Source organism: Agrococcus sp. SCSIO52902 (genome assembly GCF_022983135.1).
GTDB lineage: Bacteria > Actinomycetota > Actinomycetes > Actinomycetales > Microbacteriaceae > Agrococcus > Agrococcus sediminis.
In genome coordinates this window covers 1,992,716-2,010,720 of sequence record NZ_CP095269.1, presented here as the reverse complement: position 1 = coordinate 2,010,720, position 18,005 = coordinate 1,992,716, and the positions used below count along the sequence as shown (strand labels likewise).

Here is an 18,005-nt window from a genome sequence, read left to right as displayed (position 1 = left end):
CACACACTGCCGAAGGAGTCCCGCGTGCCCGGAGAGAACCTCACCCGCACCGAAGCCCAGGAGCGCGCAGCGCTCGTCGAGGTCGACGGCTACGACGTCGCGCTCGACCTGACGACCGGGGACGAGGTGTTCCGCTCGACGACGACGGTGCGCTTCCGCGCCCAGGACGGCGCATCCACGTTCATCGACCACATCTCCAAGCAGGTGCACTCGGTCACGCTGAACGGCGCCGAGCTCGACGTCGCCGCCGTGAACGACGGCGTGCGCATCCAGCTCGAGGGCCTCCAGGCCGAGAACGAGCTGACCGTCGTCTCCGACGCGATGTACGTCAACACCGGCGAGGGCCTGCACCGCTTCGTCGACCCGGTCGACGGCGAGGCCTACCTCTACTCCCAGTTCGAGGTGCCCGACTCGCGCCGCGTGTTCGCCGTCTTCGAGCAGCCCGACCTCAAGGCCGAGTTCCGCTTCACCGTCACGGCGCCCGCCGCGTGGCAGGTCGTGTCGAACCAGCCCACGCCCGAGCCGGTCGTCGAGGGCGACACCGGCACCTGGGCCTTCGAGCCGACGCCGCGCATCTCGAGCTACATCACCGCGCTCGTCGCAGGCCCCTACACGGTCACCCGCGCCGAGCTCACCTCGAGCGACGGCCGCACCATCCCGCTCGGCATCTTCTGCCGCGCGTCGCTCGCCGAGCACATGGACGCCGACTACCTGTTCGACATCACCCGCAAGGGCTTCGCGTTCTTCGAGGACCAGTTCGGCGTCGCCTACCCGTTCGAGAAGTACGACCAGCTGTTCGTGCCCGAGTTCAACGCGGGCGCGATGGAGAACGCCGGATGCGTGACGTTCACGGAGTCGTACGTGTTCCGCGCGCAGGTGACCGACGCCATCCGCGAGCGCCGCGTCGTCACGGTGCTGCACGAGCTGGCCCACATGTGGTTCGGCGACCTCGTCACGATGCGCTGGTGGAACGACCTGTGGCTCAACGAGTCGTTCGCCGAGTGGGCGTCGACCCTCGCCACCGCCGAGGCGACCGAGTGGACGGGCGCGTGGACGACGTTCCAGGCCATGGAGAAGACCTGGGCGTACCGCCAGGACCAGCTGCCCTCGACGCACCCGATCGTCGCCGAGATCCGCGACCTCGAGGACGTGCAGGTCAACTTCGACGGCATCACGTACGCCAAGGGCGGCTCGGTGCTCAAGCAGCTCGTCGCCTGGGTGGGCCTCGAGTCGTTCATGCAGGGCGTCGGCGCCTACTTCCGCAAGCACGCGTGGGGCAACACCGAGCTCACCGACCTGCTCTCGGAGCTCGAGGCCGCGAGCGGCCGCGACCTCGGCGACTGGAGCCGCAAGTGGCTCGAGACGGCCGGCGTCAACACGCTGCGCCCGAAGATGGAGCTCACCGCCGACGGCATCATCTCGTCGTTCGCGATCGAGCAGACGGCGCCGGCCGAGTGGCCGACGCTGCGCCCGCACCGCATCGCGGTCGGCTTCTACGAGCTCGAGGACGAGGTGCTGCGCCGCACCCACCGCGTCGAGCTCGACATCGACTGCGAGTCGACCGACGTGCCGCAGCTGGCCGGCCACCTGCGGCCCGCGCTCATCCTGCTGAACGACGACGACCTCGCCTACGCGAAGATCCGCCTCGACGACGAGTCGATGGCCACCGCGATCGAGCACCTGCGCGACATCGAGGCGCCCCTCGCCCGGGCGCTCGTGTGGGGCGCGGCCTGGGACGCGACCCGCGACGCCGAGACCCCGGCGAGCGACTACGTCGACCTCGTGCTCGCGAACATCGGCGCCGAGACCGAGTCGACGACCATCCGCCTCGCCCTCGCGCAGCTGGCGCAGGCCGCCCGCACCTACGTGCACCCCGAGCGCCGCGCGGCGACCATCGAGCGCGTCGGCGACGCGCTGTGGCAGCTCGCCGAGCAGGCTCAGCCCGGCTCGGACGCGCAGTTCCAGTTCGTCGGCGCCTTCGCCGGGCTCGCCTCGACCGACGCGCACGTCGCGGCGCTGCGGGGCCTCCTCGACGGCAGCCGCACGCTCGAGGGCCTCGCGATCGACGCCGACCTGCGGTGGCAGCTGCTCGACGGCCTCGTGCTGAACGGCGCCGCCGGCGAGGAGGAGATCGCCGCGGAGCTCGCGAGCGACGACACCGCGACCGGCCGGCAGTTCGCCGCCCGGGCGCGCGCGACCGTCCCCACGGCCGAGGGCAAGGAGGCCGCGTTCGCGTCGGTCGCGGACGAGGCGGGCGCGTCGAACATGATCGTGCGCTACACCGGCCTCGGCCTGCAGCACGTGAACGACGCATCCTCGCTCGAGCCGCTCGTCGCCCGCTACCACGACGCCATCCAGCAGATCTGGGACTCCCGCACCTACCAGGTGGCGGAGGGGCTGCTCGTCGGCCTCTACCCGGCGGTGCTCGCCGACGAGCGGCTCGCGGAGGCGACCCGCGCGTGGCTCGCCGACAACGAGTCGGCCGTGCCGGCGCTGCGCCGCATCGTGGTCGAGCACCTCGCCGGCGTCGAGCGGGCGCTCAAGGCGCAGCAGCGGGACGCGTGACCGGAGGGCCTCGTGGGTGACGTGAGCTGGAGCTCGTTCGGCGAGTGGTGGCAGACCTGGGGCGCGCCGATCGGCGTGCTGCTGGTGGTCGTCGGCGCCTTCATCGCGTTCTGGATCGTGAAGGCCGTCATCGGCCGCGTCGTCCACGAGGTCGTCACCGGCGTGAAGCGCCGGGCCGACGCCGCCGACACCGAGGCGCTCAGCAGCTCGCCGCTCGCGCAGGTGCGCGTCGTGCAGCGCACCCGCGCGATCGGCAGCGTGCTGAACACGATGGTCGCCTGGGTGATCACGGCGCTCGCGCTCATCCTGATCCTCAGCATCCTCGGCGTGAACGCCGGGTCGCTCGTCGCGATGGCGGGCTTCCTCGGCGCCGCCGCCGGCATCGGCGCGCAGGGCGTCATCAAGGACTTCCTGAACGGCCTGTTCATGGTGTTCGAGGATCAGCTCGGCATCGGCGACGTCGTCGACCTCGGCGAGGCCTCCGGCGTCGTCGAGTCGGTCGGCATCCGCGTGACGCAGGTGCGCGACGTGCACGGCACGCTCTGGTACGTGCGCAACGGCGAGATCGTGCGCGTCGGCAACAAGTCGCAGGGCTGGGCGCGCGCCATCATCGACCAGGCCGTGCCGTACCACGCCGACGTCGACGCGGTCGAGCAGCGCCTGCTCGACGTCGCCACCGAGATGAGCGAGTCGCCCGAGTGGGTCGGCCGCATCATCGACAAGCCCGAGACGTGGGGCATCGAGTCGGTGTCGGCCGAAGCGGTCGTCATCCGGCTCGTGGTGAAGACCCGCGCGAGCGCGAAGGACGACGTCGCGCGCGAGCTGCGCCGCCGCGTCAAGGCGGGGCTCGACGACCTCGGCGTCGAGCTGCCGTCGCTGCAGAAGGTCGTCGTGCAGGGGCTCCGCGAGCAGCCGCCGACGAAGGGCGGGCAGGCATGACGCAGACCCTCCACGACGCCGTCGGCGGCAGCCCGTTCTTCGCGCGCCTCGTGCACGAGTTCTACGAGCGCGTGTGGCAGGACGACGTGCTCCGCCCGATGTACCCGCAGGACGACCGCGCCGGCGCCGAGGACCGCTTCCGCATGTTCCTCGAGCAGTACTGGGGCGGCTCGACGGCCTACAGCGAGCAGCGCGGGCACCCGCGGCTGCGCATGCGCCACGCGCCGTTCCCGGTCGACCCCGACGCGCGCGAGCGGTGGCTCGCGTGCATGCGGGGCGCGCTCGACGCCGTCGACCCCGCGCCGCTGCACCGGGCCGAGCTCGACGACTACTTCGAGCGCGCCGCGACGGCGATGCTCAACCGCAACCCGCTCATCCGCTGAGAAGGAGACCGCCGTGGCCGCAGCAGAGGACGTCGTCGTCATCGGAGCGGGCCTCGCCGGCCTCGTCACCGCGTGCGAGGCGCTCGACCGCGGCCGCACGGTGCGCATCGTCGAGCAGGAGGGCCCCCGCTCGATCGGCGGGCAGGCGTTCTGGTCGTTCGGCGGCCTGCTGCTCGTCGACTCCCCCGAGCAGCGCCGCCTCGGCATCCACGACTCGCTCGAGCTCGCGCGCGCCGACTGGGCGCGCAGCGCCGGCTTCGACCGCGACGAGGATGCGTGGGGCAGGCTGTGGGCGGAGGCCTACCTGGAGTTCGCCCACCGCGACCTCTCCCCCTGGCTGCGCTCGCTCGGCGTGCGCCTCTTCCCGGTCGTGGGGCACGCCGAGCGCGGTGCCCGCACGCCCGGCGGCCACGGCAACACCGTGCCGCGGTTCCACATCGTCTGGGGCACCGGCCCCGGCCTCGTCGCGCCCTTCACGCGCCGGCTGCGCGACGCGGTCGCCGACGGGCGCGTGCGGCTCTCGTTCCGCCACCGCGCGACGCGCCTGCTCGTCGAGGACGGCCGGGTCGTCGGCGTCGCCGGCGACCGGCTGGCCGACGACCTGACGGTGCGCGGCGAGCCGTCGAGCCGGGAGGCCATCGGTGCCTTCGAGGTGCGCGCCGAGTCGATGGTGGTCGCGACGGGCGGCATCGGCGGCGAGCTCGAGCGGGTGCGGGCGCTCTGGCCCGCGCGCCTCGGCGCGGCGCCGCGCGAGGCCGTGCGCGGCGTGCCGCTGCACGTCGACGGCTCCGGGCTCCGGCTCGCCGTCGACGCGGGCGCGCGACTCGTGAACGAGGACCGGATGTGGCACTACACCGAGGGCGTCGCCAACTGGGATCCGATCTGGCCCGACCACGGCATCCGCATCCTCCCCGGGCCCTCGAGCCTCTGGCTCGACCACCGGGGCCATCGGCTGCCCTCCCCCAACTACCCCGGCTTCGACACGCTCGCGACGCTCGAGCACCTGCGCTCCGTCGGCGCCGAGCACTCGTGGTTCGTGCTCACGCAGTCGATCGTCGAGAAGGAGTTCACGCTCTCGGGCTCCGAGCAGAACCCCGACCTGACCGGCAGGAGCATCCCGCGGCTGCTGCAGCGGGTGCTGCCGGGCGCGCCCGCGCCCGTGCAGGCGTTCCTCGACCACGGCGAGGACTTCGTCGTCGCGGGCAGCCTCACCGAGCTGCTCGACGGCATGGAGCGGCTCGGCGGCGACGGCGCGCTCGACCGGGCCGCCGTCGTCGCCGCGATCGAGGAGCGCGACGCGGCCGTCGCCGACCCCGCCTCCCACGATCCGCAGGCGGTCGAGATCCGCCGCGCCCGCGAGTACATCGGCGACCGGCTCGTGCGCACCGCGGCGCCGCACCGCATCCTCGACGAGCGCCACTGGCCGCTCATCGCCGTGCGCCTGCGCACCCTCACCCGCAAGACCCTCGGCGGCATCCAGACCGACCTCGACTCGCGCGCGCTCGGCGCCGACGGCGCACCGGTGCCCGGCCTCTTCGCCGTGGGCGAGGCGGCCGGCTTCGGCGGCGGCGGCGTGCACGGCTACCGGGCGCTCGAGGGCACCTTCCTCGGCGGCTGCCTGCACACCGGCCTCCGCGCCGGCCGCGCGGTCTGAGGCGCGGACGGCAGAGCGCCCCGTCCGCTCGGGACGGGGCGCTCGTGTCGGGTCGTCAGCGGCTGAAGTTGCCGCGGTAGTACTCGTACACCCAGCCGACCATGACGATGGCCAGCAGGCCCGCGCCGATGGGGATGAGGAACGTGGGGCCCGCGAGCGACAGGAACATCACCGCGAGGGCGCCGGCGAGCGCGATCGGCCACCAGCTCCACGGCGAGAAGTGCCCCTGGTCGGGGTCGTCCTCGTCGAGCTCGGCGTCGAGGCGGTCCATCGCGAGCTCGCCGTGCTGGCCGCGATGCACGAGCACGAGGTAGAAGGCGATGAGCGTGCACATCACGCCCACGAGCGCCATGCCCAGCGTCCCGGCCCACTCGATGCGGCCGTCGTACGAGCCCATGTGCCAGACCGTGTAGACGGCGGCGCAGAGGTAGAAGAAGACGGCGATGACCGTCAGGATGACGATGTTCGAGCGCATGTCAGCGGACCTCGTCCTTCTGCAGGTCGACCACGGGTCGGTTCGGGGCGTCCTTCAGCGGTCCGACGCCGTACTGCGGGCCCGCGTTCGGGTGGTGCAGGTCGAACGCCGGCGACTCCGAGCGGATGCGCGGGATCGCGTGGAAGTTGTGCCGCGGCGGCGGGCAGCTCGTCGCCCACTCGAGCGAGCGCCCGGTGCCCCAGGGGTCGTCGACGGTCACGCGCGGCGCCGTGCGGGCCGTGATCCACACGTTCCAGAGGAACGGCACCATCGACAGGCCGAGGATCATCGCGCCCACGGTCGACAGCTGGTTCATCCACGTGAAGCCGTCCTCCGCCAGGTACGTGTAGTACCGGCGCGGCATGCCGATGACGCCCAGCCAGTGCTGGATGAGGAACGTCATGTGGAAGCCGATGAAGAGCATCCAGAAGTGCACGTGGCCGAGGCGGTCGTTCAGCATCTTGCCGGTCCACTTGGGCCACCAGAAGTAGAAGCCCGAGAACATCGCGAACACGACCGTGCCGAAGACGACGTAGTGGAAGTGCGCGACCACGAAGTAGGTGTCAGAGATCGCGAAGTCGAGCGGCGGGGAGGCGAGGATGACGCCCGTCAGGCCGCCGAACGTGAACGTCACGAGGAAGCCGAACGCCCACAGCATGGGCGACTCCCACGTGATCGAGCCGCGCCACATCGTGCCGATCCAGTTGAAGATCTTCACGCCGGTCGGCACCGCGATGAGCATCGTCATGAGCGAGAACCACGGCAGCAGCACCGTGCCCGTGACGTACATGTGGTGCGCCCACACCGTCACCGACAGCGCCGCGATCGCGATCGTCGCACCCACGAGGGTGTTGTAGCCGAAGATCGGCTTCCGCGAGAACACCGGGATGACCTCGGAGATGATGCCGAAGAACGGCAGCGCGATGATGTAGACCTCGGGGTGCCCGAAGAACCAGAACAGGTGCTGCCAGAGCACGGCGCCGCCGTTGGCGGGGTCGTAGATGTGGCCGCCGAAGATGCGGTCGATCGCCAGGCCGAACATGGCCGCCGCGAGCACCGGGAAGACGATGATCACGAGGAGCGACGTGATGAGCACGTTCCAGCAGAAGATCGACATCCGGAACATCGTCATGCCGGGCGCGCGCATCGTGATGATCGTGGTGATGAAGTTGACGCCGCCCATGATCGTGCCGAAGCCCGACAGCGCGAGGCCCAGCACCCACAGGTGGCCGCCGATGCCCGGCGAGAACGCGGTGGTGCTCAGCGGCGTATAGGCGAACCAGCCGAACGAGGCCGCGCCCTGCGGCGTCAGGAAGCCGCCGATCGCGATGAGCGACCCGAAGGCGAACAGCCAGTAGGCCAGGGCGTTCAGGCGCGGGAAGGCGACGTCGGGCGCGCCGATCTGCAGCGGCATGAGCACGTTGGCGAAGCCTGCGAAGAGCGGCGTCGCGAACATCAGCAGCATGATCGTGCCGTGCATCGTGAAGAGCTGGTTGTACTGCTCCTCCGTGGGCACGATCTCGAGACCCGGCGCGAACAGCTGCGCGCGGATGAGCAGCGCCATGACGCCGGCGATGAGGAAGAAGACGAACGAGGTGCCGAGGTACAGGTACCCGATCGTCTTGTGGTCGGTGGAGGTGATCCACTTGACCAGCGTGTTGCCCTTGCGCTCAGCGCTGCGGCTGATCGCGGGGCGCGTCGCCGTGGCGGTCATCAGTCTTCCTCGCCTTCGTTGGTGGTGTCGACGCTCTCGTCGTGACCCGGGTCGATGTTGTCGTCACCGGTGAAGGGGTTGACCGACTCGTCGATGGCGCCGACGTTGCCCTCGGCCTCGAGGCTCTCGAGGTAGGCGTCGTACTCCTCGGGGCTCACGAGCTCGACGTTGAAGAGCATGAGCGAGTGGTACTCGCCGCAGAGCTCGGCGCACTTGCCGCGCAGGATGCCCTCCTGGTCGCCGGTCTCGAAGTACATGTGGTTCGTGACGCCCGGGAGCATGTCCTTCTTGTAGAGGAACTCGATCACCCAGAACGAGTGCGCGACGTCGCGCGACTCGAGCGTGATCTCGATCGTGGAGTTCGTCGGGAGGTACAGCGTCGGGAGCGAGCTCGCGTCGATGAGGTTCGACTCAGGGTCGTTCTGCGCCTGGATGCCCTGGTAGTAGACCGGGTCCTGGCCGTCGCGCTCGTAGACGAAGTCCCATGCCCAGCGCTTGCCGTAGACGGTGAGCGAGTAGTCGGGGTCGTCGATCGGCTCCTCGATGATCGCCTGGTCGCGCGCCGTGAAGGCGAAGAAGCCCGCGACGAGGACGACGGGGACGATCGTGAAGAAGATCTCGATCGGCATGTGGTAGCGCAGCTGCACCGGCAGGCCCGTCTGGCCCTTGCGGCGGCGGTACGCGATCGCGGCCCAGATCATGAGGCCCCACGTGATGATGCCGACGCCCAGCAGCACGATCCAGGAGGTCGTCCACAGGCCCATGATGCGGTCGACGTGGTTCGTCAGACCCGGGTCGGTCGGCATCCACCCCTGCAGCTGCGCCTGGGTGCATCCGGCGAGCGCAAGGGCGACGACCACCGCGACCGGGGCGGCGATCCAACGAGATCGACGATTGCGCAATGTCTTCCTCCGAGTCGGTGAGCAGTCACCTCGATCCTAGTACCCACAGAGGGCGCTCAGGCTCCTGCCACGCGCCTCCGAGGCGCCCCTGGAACGCGACGACGCCGCCGATCCCGAAGGATCGGCGGCGTGTCGCTGCGGGCTGCTCGCGCGGCCTAGTGGAAGGAGTCGCCGCACGCGCAGCTGCCCTGCGCGTTGGGGTTGTCCATCGTGAAGCCCTGCTTCTGGATCGAGTCCTCGAAGTCGATGGTCGAGCCGTCGAGGTAGGGCACGCTCATGCGGTCGACGATGACCTCGACGCCGTCGAAGTCGCGCACGACGTCGCCGTCGAGCTTGCGCTCGTCGAAGTAGAGCTGGTAGATCAGCCCCGAGCATCCGCCGGGCTGCACGGCCACGCGCAGGCGCAGGTCGTCCCTGCCCTCCTGGTCGAGCAGGCGGCGCACCTTGTCGGCGGCCGTCTCCGTGAGCATGACGCCATGGGTCGCGAGATCGGTCATCTGCGGCTCCTCTCCGGTCTCCGTCGGGGCAACGCCCGACGTCTCCAGTCTATTCCGCGCGGTCGCCGGCCCGCGCGAGCAGCAGCGCCTCCGCGCCGATCGCGCGCCGCAGCACGCCGAGGTGCTGCGACTCGTTGGGGCTGTGCGCCATCGTGCCCGGGTCCTCGACGCCCGTCACCAGGATCTGCGCGCCGGGGAACTGCGCGACGAGGTCGGCGATGAACGGGATGGAGCCGCCGATGCCGGTCTCGACCGCCTCCGCGCCCCACGCATCCGCCATCGCCCGCTTGGCCTCGGTCGCGCCCCAGCCGCTCGCGTCGACGAGGAACGGGTCCCCGAGGTCGATGCTGTCGAGCTCGATGTGCGCGCCGAACGGGGCGTGCGCGCGCAGGTGGCGCTCGATCGCGGCGAAGGCGTCGGCGGCCGACTGGCCCGGCGCGATGCGCGTCGAGAGCCGGAACCGCATCGTCGGGAGGATGGTGTTGGATGCGTCGGGCACGCTGGGCGCGTCGACCCCGGTGATCGTCGCCGAAGGCTTGGCCCAGAGGCGCGCCAGCAGCGGGCCGGTGCCGACGAGCTGCACGCCGTCGAGCAGCGCCGCCTCGGCGCGCAGGTGCTCCTCCGACTGCTCCGGGACGTCGAGGTCGGCCTCGGTGAGGCCCTCGATGGCGACCGAGCCGTCGTCGTGCCAGAGGGTCGCGGCGAGCTTCGAGAACGCCATCATCGCGTCGGGCACTGCGCCGCCGTACATGCCGGAGTGGCTCGCGTGGCCGAGCGTCGTGATGCGCACGTTGAGCGCGACGTTGCCGCGGAGCGCCACGGTGAGCGACGGCACCTCGGTCGACCAGTTGTCGCTGTCGGCCACGACGATCACGTCGGCCTCGAGCGCCTCGGCGTGCTGCTCGAGGAAGCGCTGGAAGGAGCGCGAGCCGTGCTCCTCCTCCCCCTCGATGAACAGCGCGAGGCCCACCTCGGGCTCGACGACCTCGGCGAGCGCGCGGATCGCGGCGATGTGCGCGATGACGCCCGCCTTGTCGTCGGAGGCGCCGCGGCCGTGGAGGCGCCCGTCGATCTCGGTCGGCTCGAACGGCGGCGTGCGCCACAGGGCCTCGTCGCCCCAGGGCTGCACGTCGTGGTGGGCGTAGAGCAGGATCGACGGGCGGCCGGCGCGGGCGGGTCGGGTCGCCAGCACCGCCGGCTGGCCGAGCTCGTCGGTGTCGCCGATCGGGGCGCGCTCGATCGAGACGCGCTCGAACACGCCCGTCCCCTCCGCGAGGGCGGCGACCGCCTCCGCGCTCGCCTGCACGTGCGCCGCGTCGTAGGCGTCCCACGAGACGCTCGGGATGCGCACGAGCGCCTTCAGGTCGTCGACCGCGCGGTCGAAGCCGGCATCGACGGCGGAGAGGACGGCCCGGTCGCGCTCGGAGAGCTCGGCGCCCGGGCGCGCGGGGAGGGAGTCAGCGGGGGAAGCAGTCATGCGCACGATCCTAGGCGTCGGCGGGAGGGCGGCGGCGGTAGGATGGGTCGATCCAGCCCCCAGCGAGAAGGACCTCCACGTGCCGCTGTTCAGCCGCTCCGACGCCAGCAAGCAGCCCCAGCCGGGGACCGAGGTGCGTCGCACGCCGAAGCAGTCGGAGCAGGTCGCCCGCAACCGCCGCCCCCTCGTCCCCGAGGACCGCAAGGAGGCGCGGCGCCAGGTGCAGGAGAAGATGCGCAGCGAGCGCGAGAAGGCCCGTCGCGGCTTCGAGTCCGGCGACGAGAAGTACCTGCCGGCGCGCGACAAGGGCCCGGTGCGGCGCTACGTGCGCGACTGGGTCGACGCCCGCCTCTCGATCGGCACCGCCGCGATGCCGATGATGATCGTCGTGCTCGTCATGACGTTCGTCAACGACCCGCAGTGGCGCCTCATCGCCAACCTCGTGCTGTGGGGCTTCGTCGCCGTCGTCGTGCTCGACTCGGTCGTGATGGCCTGGCAGCTGCGTCGCGCGCTGCGCGCGAAGTTCGGCGAGAAGGATGCGAAGGGCCACGGCTGGTACGCCACCATGCGCGCCGTGCAGCTGCCGTTCATGCGCATGCCGAAGCCGAAGACGAAGCTCTTCCAGCAGCCGGAGTGAGCGCTGCGGCGCGAGCCGCCGCCTCACCCCTGCGCGCGAGCGGGAGCGCGAGCGCTACGTCGCGCGAAGCCCGGCGTTGATCTCGCGCGCCCAGCCCGGCCCGCGGTAGATGAAGCCGGTGTAGCCCTGCACGAGGGCGGCGCCGGCGTCGAGCCGCTCGCGCACCTGCGCGGCCGTCTCCACGCCGCCGACCGAGATCACGTCGACGCCAGCGGGCAGCGCCGCGCGCAGCAGGCGCAGCACCGCGAGCGACCGCGCGGCCACCGGCGTGCCCGACAGCCCGCCCGCGCCTGCGCGCGCCACCGCATCCGCATCGCTCACGAGACCGTCGCGCCGGATGGTGGTGTTCGTGGCGATGACGCCCGCGAGCGCCAGGCGCTCGGCGAGCGCGGCGATGCCCTCGACCTGCTCGTCGTCGAGGTCGGGCGCGATCTTCACGAGCACCGGCACGTCGCCGGCCTCGGCGCGGATCGCCGCGAGCAGCGGCTCGAGCACGCGCGTCTCCTGCAGGCCGCGCAGGCCGGGCGTGTTCGGGGAGGAGACGTTGACGGCCAAGTAGTCGGCGACCGGTGCGAGCAGGCGCGCCGAGTGCAGGTAGTCGCGCTCGACCGCGGCGGTGTCGTCGGCGTCGACCACGCGGCTCTTGCCGATGTTGACGCCGATCACGGGGCGCGAGCGCGCCTCGCGGGCGACGGCGATGCGCTCGGCGGCGACCGCCGCTCCCTGGTTGTTGAAGCCCATCCGGTTGATGAGCGCTCGGTCGTCGACGAGCCGGAACAGGCGCGGCCGGTCGTTGCCCGGCTGCGGGCGCGCCGTGATCGTGCCCACCTCGACGTGGCCGAAGCCGAGCGCGCCGAGGCCCGCGATCATCGTCGCGTCCTTGTCGAAGCCGGCCGCGATGCCGAACGGCGTCGGCAGCTCGCGGCCGAGGGCGCGGGTGCGGAGCGCCGGGTCGGTGCGCACACCGGGGTGCGCGAGCCCGATCGCCCGGATGGCGGCCGCGCCGAGGTGGTGCGCCCGCTCGGGGTCGACGTGGCGGAAGCCGTGCCGGAAGAACTGGTCGTACGCGGTCATCGCTCCTCCTCCGCGTCGACGGCGTGCGCCTGATCCTCGCGCAGGGCCCGGATGGCGGCCTCGAAGTCGTCGAGCGAGTCGAAGGCGTTGTAGACGCTCGCGAACCGCAGGTAGGCCACCTCGTCGAGCTCGCGCAGCGGCGGCAGCACCGCGAGGCCGATCTCGTTCGCGTCGATCTGGCTCGCGCCGGTCGCGCGGATGGTCTCCTCGACCGCCTGCGCGACGCCGGCGAGGTCGGCGTCGGTGACGGGCCGGCCGCGCACGGCCTTCCGGACGCCCTCGATGACCTTCTCGCGGCGGAAGGGCTCGAGCACGCCGGAGCGCTTCACGACCGACAGGCTCGCCGTCTCGGTGGTGGTGAAGCGGCGGCCGCACTCGGTGCACTGGCGCCGCCGGCGGATGGAGGTGCCGTCGTCGCTCGTGCGGGAGTCGACGACGCGGGAGTCGGGGTTGCGGCAGAAGGGGCAGTGCATCAGGCCTCCCCCGCCTCGAAGCGCGCCTCGATGGCCTCGCCGTGCGCCGGCAGCCCCTCGGCGGCGGCGAGCGCGACCACGTCGGCCCGCACCGCGGCGAGCGCCGCGCGGTCGTAGCGCACGACCTGCTGCGGGCGGAGGAACGTCGCGGCACCGAGGCCGGCGACGCGCCGCGCCTGGCCGCCGGTCGGCAGCACGTGGTTGGAGCCCGCGGCGTAGTCGCCGAGGCTGACCGGCGTGTGCGCGCCGAGGAAGATCGCGCCCGCGTGGCGGATGCGTGCGAGCACGGCGTCGTCGTCGGCCGTCATGATCTCGAGGTGCTCGGGCGCGTACGCGTCGCTCACCCGCGCGGCGGCGGCCAGGTCGGCGACGAGCACGATCGCCGACTGCTCGCCCGCGAGCGAGGCGCCGACGCGGGCGCTCGCCGCCGTGGCGGCGGCGCGGCGCGCGACGGCCTCGTAGACGCGGTCGGCGAGCGCGGCGTCGTCGGTGACGAGCACGGCGCTCGCGAGCTCGTCGTGCTCGGCCTGGCTGACGAGATCGGCGGCGATGAGCTCGGCGTCGGCGGTGCCGTCGGCGATCACGAGGATCTCGGTCGGGCCCGCCTCGGAGTCGACGCGGACGCTGCCGGCGACGGCGCGCTTCGCCGCGGCGACGAAGACGTTGCCGGGGCCCGTGACGACGTCGACGGGCGCGAGCCCGATGCCGGGCACGCCGTGGGCGAAGGCGCCGACCGCGCCGGCGCCGCCCATCGCGTAGACCTCGTCGACGCCGAGCAGCGCGCACGCGGCGAGGATGGTCGGGTGCGGCAGGCCGTCGTGCTCGGCCTGCGCGGGGCTCGCGACGGCGATCGAGCGGACGCCCGCGGCCTGCGCGGCGACCACGTTCATGACGACGCTCGACGGGTAGACGGCCTTGCCGCCGGGCACGTACAGCCCGACGCGGTCGACGGGCTGCCAGCGCAGCTCGACCGCGGCGCCCGGGGCGGGCTCGACGGCGGTCGGCGCCGGCACCTGCGCGGCGGAGCCGATCCGCACACGCTCGATCGCCGTCTCGAGCGCCGCGCGCACCGCCGGGTCGAGCGCGGCGAGCGCCTCCTGGAGCGCGGCCGCGGGCACCCGCAGCTCGGCGGGGCGCACGCCGTCGAAGCGCTCGGCCTGCGCGGCCAGGGCCTCGGCGCCGCGCTCGCGCACGTCGGCGATCAGCTCCTGGGCGGCCGGCAGCGCGCGGTCGACGTCGACGGCGGGCCGCGGCAGCAGCGCGCGCAGCTCGTGCTCGTCGGGCAGCGTCGTCAGGTCGAGTCGTCGGAGCATGGCCTCCATCGTACGGCGACCCCGCCGCGCCCGCCGCGCCGCGCTCCCGCTCCCCGCGCGCCGCCCGCGACGACCGAGTGGCGCCTCCCAGCATCCAGTGGCGCGGCGCAACATCGAGTGGCGCGGCGCAGCATCGAGTGGCGCGCCGCAGCATCGAGTGGCGCGCCGCAGCATCGGATGGCGCCGCACGACATCGAGTGGCGCCGCCTGCGGTCGCCGCCACTCGATCACGCGAGGCGCCACTCGATCACGTGAGGCGCCACTCGGACGCAGGAGCCGCCACTCGATCACGCGAGGCGCCACTCGTTCTCCGGAGGCGCCACTCGTTCTCCGGAGGCGCCACTCGACCGCGGGAGGCGCCGCTCCAAGCGGGCGGCGGCCGGGTCAGGCGATCGAGGCGGGGCCCAGCAGCGACTTGATCTCGCCGAAGAGGTCGCTCGAGACGCGCACCCGCTGCGGCAGCGAGAACACCCGCTCGACCTCGGGCCGCTCGAGCGCCAGGCGCACGTCGGTCGGCCCGGAGTGCCGCTCGAGCAGGCCGCGCAGCTCGCGCATGACCGTCATCGACGCGCGGCGCTCGGGGATGCGCAGCTCGAGCGGCCGCGTCTCGTCGACCGGCTGGACATCCGGCGTGTCGATGCTGTTCGCGTGCACCGTGAAGCCGTCGTCGCGCGTGCGCACCCGGCCCCGCACCACGACCACCTGGTCGGGCTGCAGGCTCGTGCGGAACTCCGTGTAGGACTTGCCGAGCACCATCACCTCGAGCTCGCCGCCGAAGTCCTGCAGCGCGAAGATGCCGTACTGGTTGCCGGAGTTGCGCGCCACGCGGTGCTGGACGCTCGTGATGAGGCCCGCGAGCGTGACGGTGTCGCCGTCCTCGGCGGTCTCGGCGAGGTCCTGGATCTGATGCGTCGCGTGCTTCGCGAGCTCGAGCTCGAGCCCCGCGAGCGGGTGGTCGGAGACGTACAGGCCGAGCATCTCGCGCTCGAACGCGAGCTTGTCGCGCTTGCCCCACTCCGGCCGGTCGGGCACCCGGTCGGCGACCGTGTCGAGGTCGTCGAAGATGTCGCCGAAGAGGTCGACCTGGCCGTTCGCCTCGTTGCGCTTGATCGAGACGGCCGCGTCGACCGCATCCTCGTGGATCTCGAGCATCGCGCGCCGAGTCGCCCCCTGGCTGTCGAAGGCGCCCGACTTGATGAGCGACTCGACGGTGCGCTTGTTGGCGACGCCGAGCGGCACCTTCTTCAGGAAGTCGTGGAACGACGTGTAGGCGCCCTCGCGCGTGCGTGCGGCGATGATGCCGTCGACCACGCCCTCGCCGACGTTCCGCACGGCGCCGAGGCCGAAGCGGATGTCGTCGCCGACGGCCGTGAAGTAGAGCGACGACTCGTTGACGTCGGGCGGCAGCACCGTGATGCCCATCCGCCGGCACTCCGACAGGTAGATCGCCATCTTGTCCTTGGAGTCGCCGACGCTCGTCAGGAGCGCCGCCATGTACTCGGCCGGGTAGTGGGCCTTCAGGTAGGCGGTCCAGTAGGAGATGACGCCGTAGGCGGCGGAGTGCGCCTTGTTGAAGGCGTAGTCGGAGAAGGGCAGCAGGATGTCCCACAGCGCCTTGACGGCGGCGGCCGAGTAGCCGCGCTCCCGCATGCCGCCGGAGAACGCCTCGAACTGCTTGTCGAGCTCGGCCTTCTTCTTCTTGCCCATCGCGCGCCGCAGGATGTCGGCCTGGCCGAGCGTGTAGCCGGCGACCTTCTGCGCGACCGCCATCACCTGCTCCTGGTAGATGATGAGGCCGTAGCTCTCGTCGAGGATGTCGGCGAGCGGCTCCTCGAGCTCGGGGTGGATGGGCGTGATCGGCTGCAGGCCGTTCTTGCGCAGCGCGTAGTTGGTGTGCGAGTCGGCGCCCATGGGGCCGGGCCGGTAGAGGGCGATGACGGCCGAGATGTCGCCGAACGAGTCGGGCTTCATGAGGCGCAGCAGCGAGCGCAGCGGTCCGCCGTCGAGCTGGAAGACGCCGAGCGTGTCGCCGCGGCCGAGCAGCTCGTACGCGCCGCGGTCGTCGAGCGGCAGGGTCTCGAGGTCGAGCTCCTCGCCGCGGTTGGCGCGGATGTTGTCGAGCGCGTCGGAGACGATCGTGAGGTTGCGGAGCCCCAGGAAGTCCATCTTGATGAGGCCGAGCGCCTCGCACGCGGGGTAGTCGAACTGCGTGATGATCGCGCCGTCCTGCTCGCGCTTCATGATCGGGATGATGTCGATGAGCGGCTCGGACGACATGATCACGCCCGCCGCGTGCACGCCCCACTGCCGCTTGAGGTTCTCGAGCCCGCGGGCCGTCTCGAAGACGGTCTTCGCCTCGGCGTCGGTCTCGATGAGCGCGCGGAGGTCGCCGGCCTCCTTGTAGCGCTCGTGCGACGAGTCGAAGATGCCCGAGAGCGGGATGTCCTTGCCCATGACCGCGGGCGGCATCGCCTTCGTGAGCCGCTCGCCCATGCCGAAGGGGAAGCCGAGCACGCGGGATGCGTCCTTCAGCGCCTGCTTGGACTTGATCGTGCCGTAGGTGACGATCTGGGCGACGCGCTCCGAGCCGTACTTCTCGGTGACGTAGCGGATGACCTCGGGGCGGCGACGGTCGTCGAAGTCGATGTCGAAGTCGGGCATCGAGACGCGGTCGGGGTTGAGGAAGCGCTCGAAGATGAGGCCGTGCTCGAGCGGGTCGAGGTCGGTGATCCGCATCGCGTAGGCGGCCATGGAGCCGGCGCCGGAGCCGCGGCCGGGCCCCACGCGGATGCCGTTGTCCTTCGCCCAGTTGATGAAGTCGGCGACGACGAGGAAGTAGCCGGGGAACCCCATGTTCGAGATGACGTCCATCTCGTAGTCCGCCTGCTGCTGCACGCGCTCGGGGATGCCGCCCGGGTAGCGGCGCTCGAGGCCGACCGCGACCTCGTGGCGGAACCAGGTGTCCTCGGTGTGGCCCTCGGGCACCGGGTAGCGGGGCATGTAGTTGGCCGACTCGTCGAACTCGACCGAGCAGCGCTCGGCCACGAGCAGCGTGTTGTCGCACGCGCCGTCGAGGTCGCGGAAGAGGTGGCGCATCTCGGCGGCCGACTTCACGTAGTAGCCGCCGCCCTCGAGCCGGAAGCGGTTCGGGTCGTCCATCGTCGAACCGGACTGCACGCACAGCAGCGCCTCGTGGCTCTTCGCGTCGGCGGCGTGCGTGTAGTGCAGGTCGTTGGTGGCCAGCAGCGGCAGCCCGAGCCGCTTGCCGATCTCGAGCAGCCCGTCGCGCACGCGCCGCTCGATCTCGAGCCCGTGGTCCATGATCTCGAGGAAGTAGCTCTCGGCGCCGAAGAGGTCGCGGTAGCTCGCGGCGGCCTCCATGGCGAGGTCGAACTGGCCGAGCCGCAAGCGCGTCTGCACCTCGCCGGAGGGGCAGCCGGTGGTGGCGATGAGGCCCTTCGCGTGCCGCTCGAGCAGCTCGCGGTCCATGCGCGGCTTGAAGTAGAAGCCCTCCATCGACGCGTAGGAGGACAGGCGGAAGAGGTTGGCGAGCCCCTCGTTGCTCTCGGCCAGGAGCGTCATGTGCGTGTACGCGCCGCCGCCGGAGACGTCGTCGCCGGGCGCGGCGTCGCTGCCGCCCCACTTGACGCGCGTCTTGTCGGAGCGGTGGGTGCCGGGCGTGATGTACGCCTCGGTGCCGATGATGGGCTTGACGCCCTGGGCCTTCGCCGCGCGCCAGAACTCGTAGGCGCCGAACACGTTGCCGTGGTCGGTCATCGCGACCGCCGGCATGCCCTCCCGCTGCACGGCCTGCATGAGCTCGGTGATGCGAGCTGCGCCGTCGAGCATGGAGTACTCGGTGTGGACGTGGAGGTGCGCGAAGGAGTCTGCCATGGCCCCTC

14 protein-coding genes are annotated in these 18,005 nt (G+C 71.9%); 5 read left to right on the top strand and 9 right to left on the bottom strand.

Annotated elements, in window-relative coordinates:
• Positions 1-24 precede the first annotated feature (24 nt).
• The 4 genes from pepN to MU522_RS09880 are packed head-to-tail and all read left to right on the top strand — an operon-like array spanning position 25 to position 5,541.
• On the top strand, positions 25-2,565 hold the full coding sequence (gene pepN / locus MU522_RS09895) for an aminopeptidase N (protein WP_246990806.1): 2,541 nt from the start codon (positions 25-27) through the stop codon (positions 2,563-2,565).
• A 21-nt stretch (positions 2,566-2,586) separates the two neighbouring features.
• Positions 2,587-3,504 (top strand): mechanosensitive ion channel domain-containing protein, encoded by a 918-nt coding sequence (locus tag MU522_RS09890; protein ID WP_246990805.1) that lies wholly within the window; start codon positions 2,587-2,589, stop codon positions 3,502-3,504.
• Positions 3,501-3,887, top strand: coding sequence for a globin (locus tag MU522_RS09885; RefSeq protein ID WP_246990804.1), 387 nt, complete (start codon positions 3,501-3,503; stop codon positions 3,885-3,887). The genes MU522_RS09890 and MU522_RS09885 overlap by 4 nt, the downstream gene beginning before the upstream one ends.
• A 13-nt stretch (positions 3,888-3,900) precedes the next feature.
• The gene (locus tag MU522_RS09880) at positions 3,901-5,541 is read left to right on the top strand and encodes an FAD-binding dehydrogenase (RefSeq protein ID WP_246990803.1); all 1,641 of its coding nucleotides are present in this window, start codon (positions 3,901-3,903) and stop codon (positions 5,539-5,541) included.
• 55 nt (positions 5,542-5,596) lie between these two features.
• On the opposite strand, the gene MU522_RS09875 is transcribed toward MU522_RS09880, so the two are convergent.
• The 5 genes from MU522_RS09875 to MU522_RS09855 all read right to left on the bottom strand — a co-directional run bounded on the left by MU522_RS09875 (position 5,597) and on the right by MU522_RS09855 (position 10,606).
• Entirely contained in the window at positions 5,597-6,016 is a 420-nt protein-coding gene (locus MU522_RS09875) for a cytochrome c oxidase subunit 4 (RefSeq protein WP_246990802.1), read from the bottom strand.
• A gap of 1 nt (position 6,017) precedes the next feature.
• Positions 6,018-7,730 carry a cytochrome c oxidase subunit I gene (gene ctaD / locus MU522_RS09870; protein WP_246990801.1) on the bottom strand — a complete coding sequence of 571 codons (1,713 nt, stop codon included), beginning with the start codon at positions 7,728-7,730 and terminating at the stop codon, positions 6,018-6,020.
• Positions 7,730-8,632 (bottom strand): cytochrome c oxidase subunit II, encoded by a 903-nt coding sequence (coxB, locus tag MU522_RS09865; RefSeq protein ID WP_246990800.1) that lies wholly within the window; start codon positions 8,630-8,632, stop codon positions 7,730-7,732. Before coxB ends, ctaD begins: the two co-directional genes overlap by 1 nt.
• 155 nt (positions 8,633-8,787) lie before the next feature.
• Positions 8,788-9,129, bottom strand: coding sequence for an iron-sulfur cluster assembly accessory protein (locus MU522_RS09860; protein ID WP_128188502.1), 342 nt, complete (start codon positions 9,127-9,129; stop codon positions 8,788-8,790).
• 49 nt (positions 9,130-9,178) lie between these two features.
• Entirely contained in the window at positions 9,179-10,606 is a 1,428-nt protein-coding gene (locus MU522_RS09855; RefSeq protein WP_246990799.1) for a M20/M25/M40 family metallo-hydrolase, read from the bottom strand.
• On the opposite strand from MU522_RS09855, the gene MU522_RS09850 reads away from it, so the two are divergent.
• Entirely contained in the window at positions 10,605-11,243 is a 639-nt protein-coding gene (locus MU522_RS09850; RefSeq protein WP_146357548.1) for a DUF3043 domain-containing protein, read from the top strand. The genes MU522_RS09855 and MU522_RS09850 overlap by 2 nt on opposite strands.
• Positions 11,244-11,297: 54 nt before the next feature.
• On the opposite strand, the gene MU522_RS09845 is transcribed toward MU522_RS09850, so the two are convergent.
• From MU522_RS09845 to dnaE, 4 genes are all read right to left on the bottom strand, one after another.
• Complete coding sequence (locus MU522_RS09845; protein ID WP_246990798.1) at positions 11,298-12,317, bottom strand: quinone-dependent dihydroorotate dehydrogenase; 1,020 nt, start codon at positions 12,315-12,317, stop codon at positions 11,298-11,300.
• Positions 12,314-12,790: a transcriptional regulator NrdR gene (gene nrdR, locus MU522_RS09840; RefSeq protein ID WP_146357552.1), complete on the bottom strand. Its 477-nt coding sequence runs from the start codon at positions 12,788-12,790 to the stop codon at positions 12,314-12,316. Before nrdR ends, MU522_RS09845 begins: the two co-directional genes overlap by 4 nt.
• A complete protein-coding gene (hisD, locus tag MU522_RS09835) occupies positions 12,790-14,103 on the bottom strand; it encodes a histidinol dehydrogenase (RefSeq protein ID WP_246990797.1) in 1,314 nt (437 codons plus the stop codon). Before hisD ends, nrdR begins: the two co-directional genes overlap by 1 nt.
• Positions 14,104-14,487: 384 nt before the next feature.
• The gene (gene dnaE / locus MU522_RS09830; protein ID WP_246990796.1) at positions 14,488-17,997 is read right to left on the bottom strand and encodes a DNA polymerase III subunit alpha; all 3,510 of its coding nucleotides are present in this window, start codon (positions 17,995-17,997) and stop codon (positions 14,488-14,490) included.
• Positions 17,998-18,005: the final 8 nt, after the last annotated feature.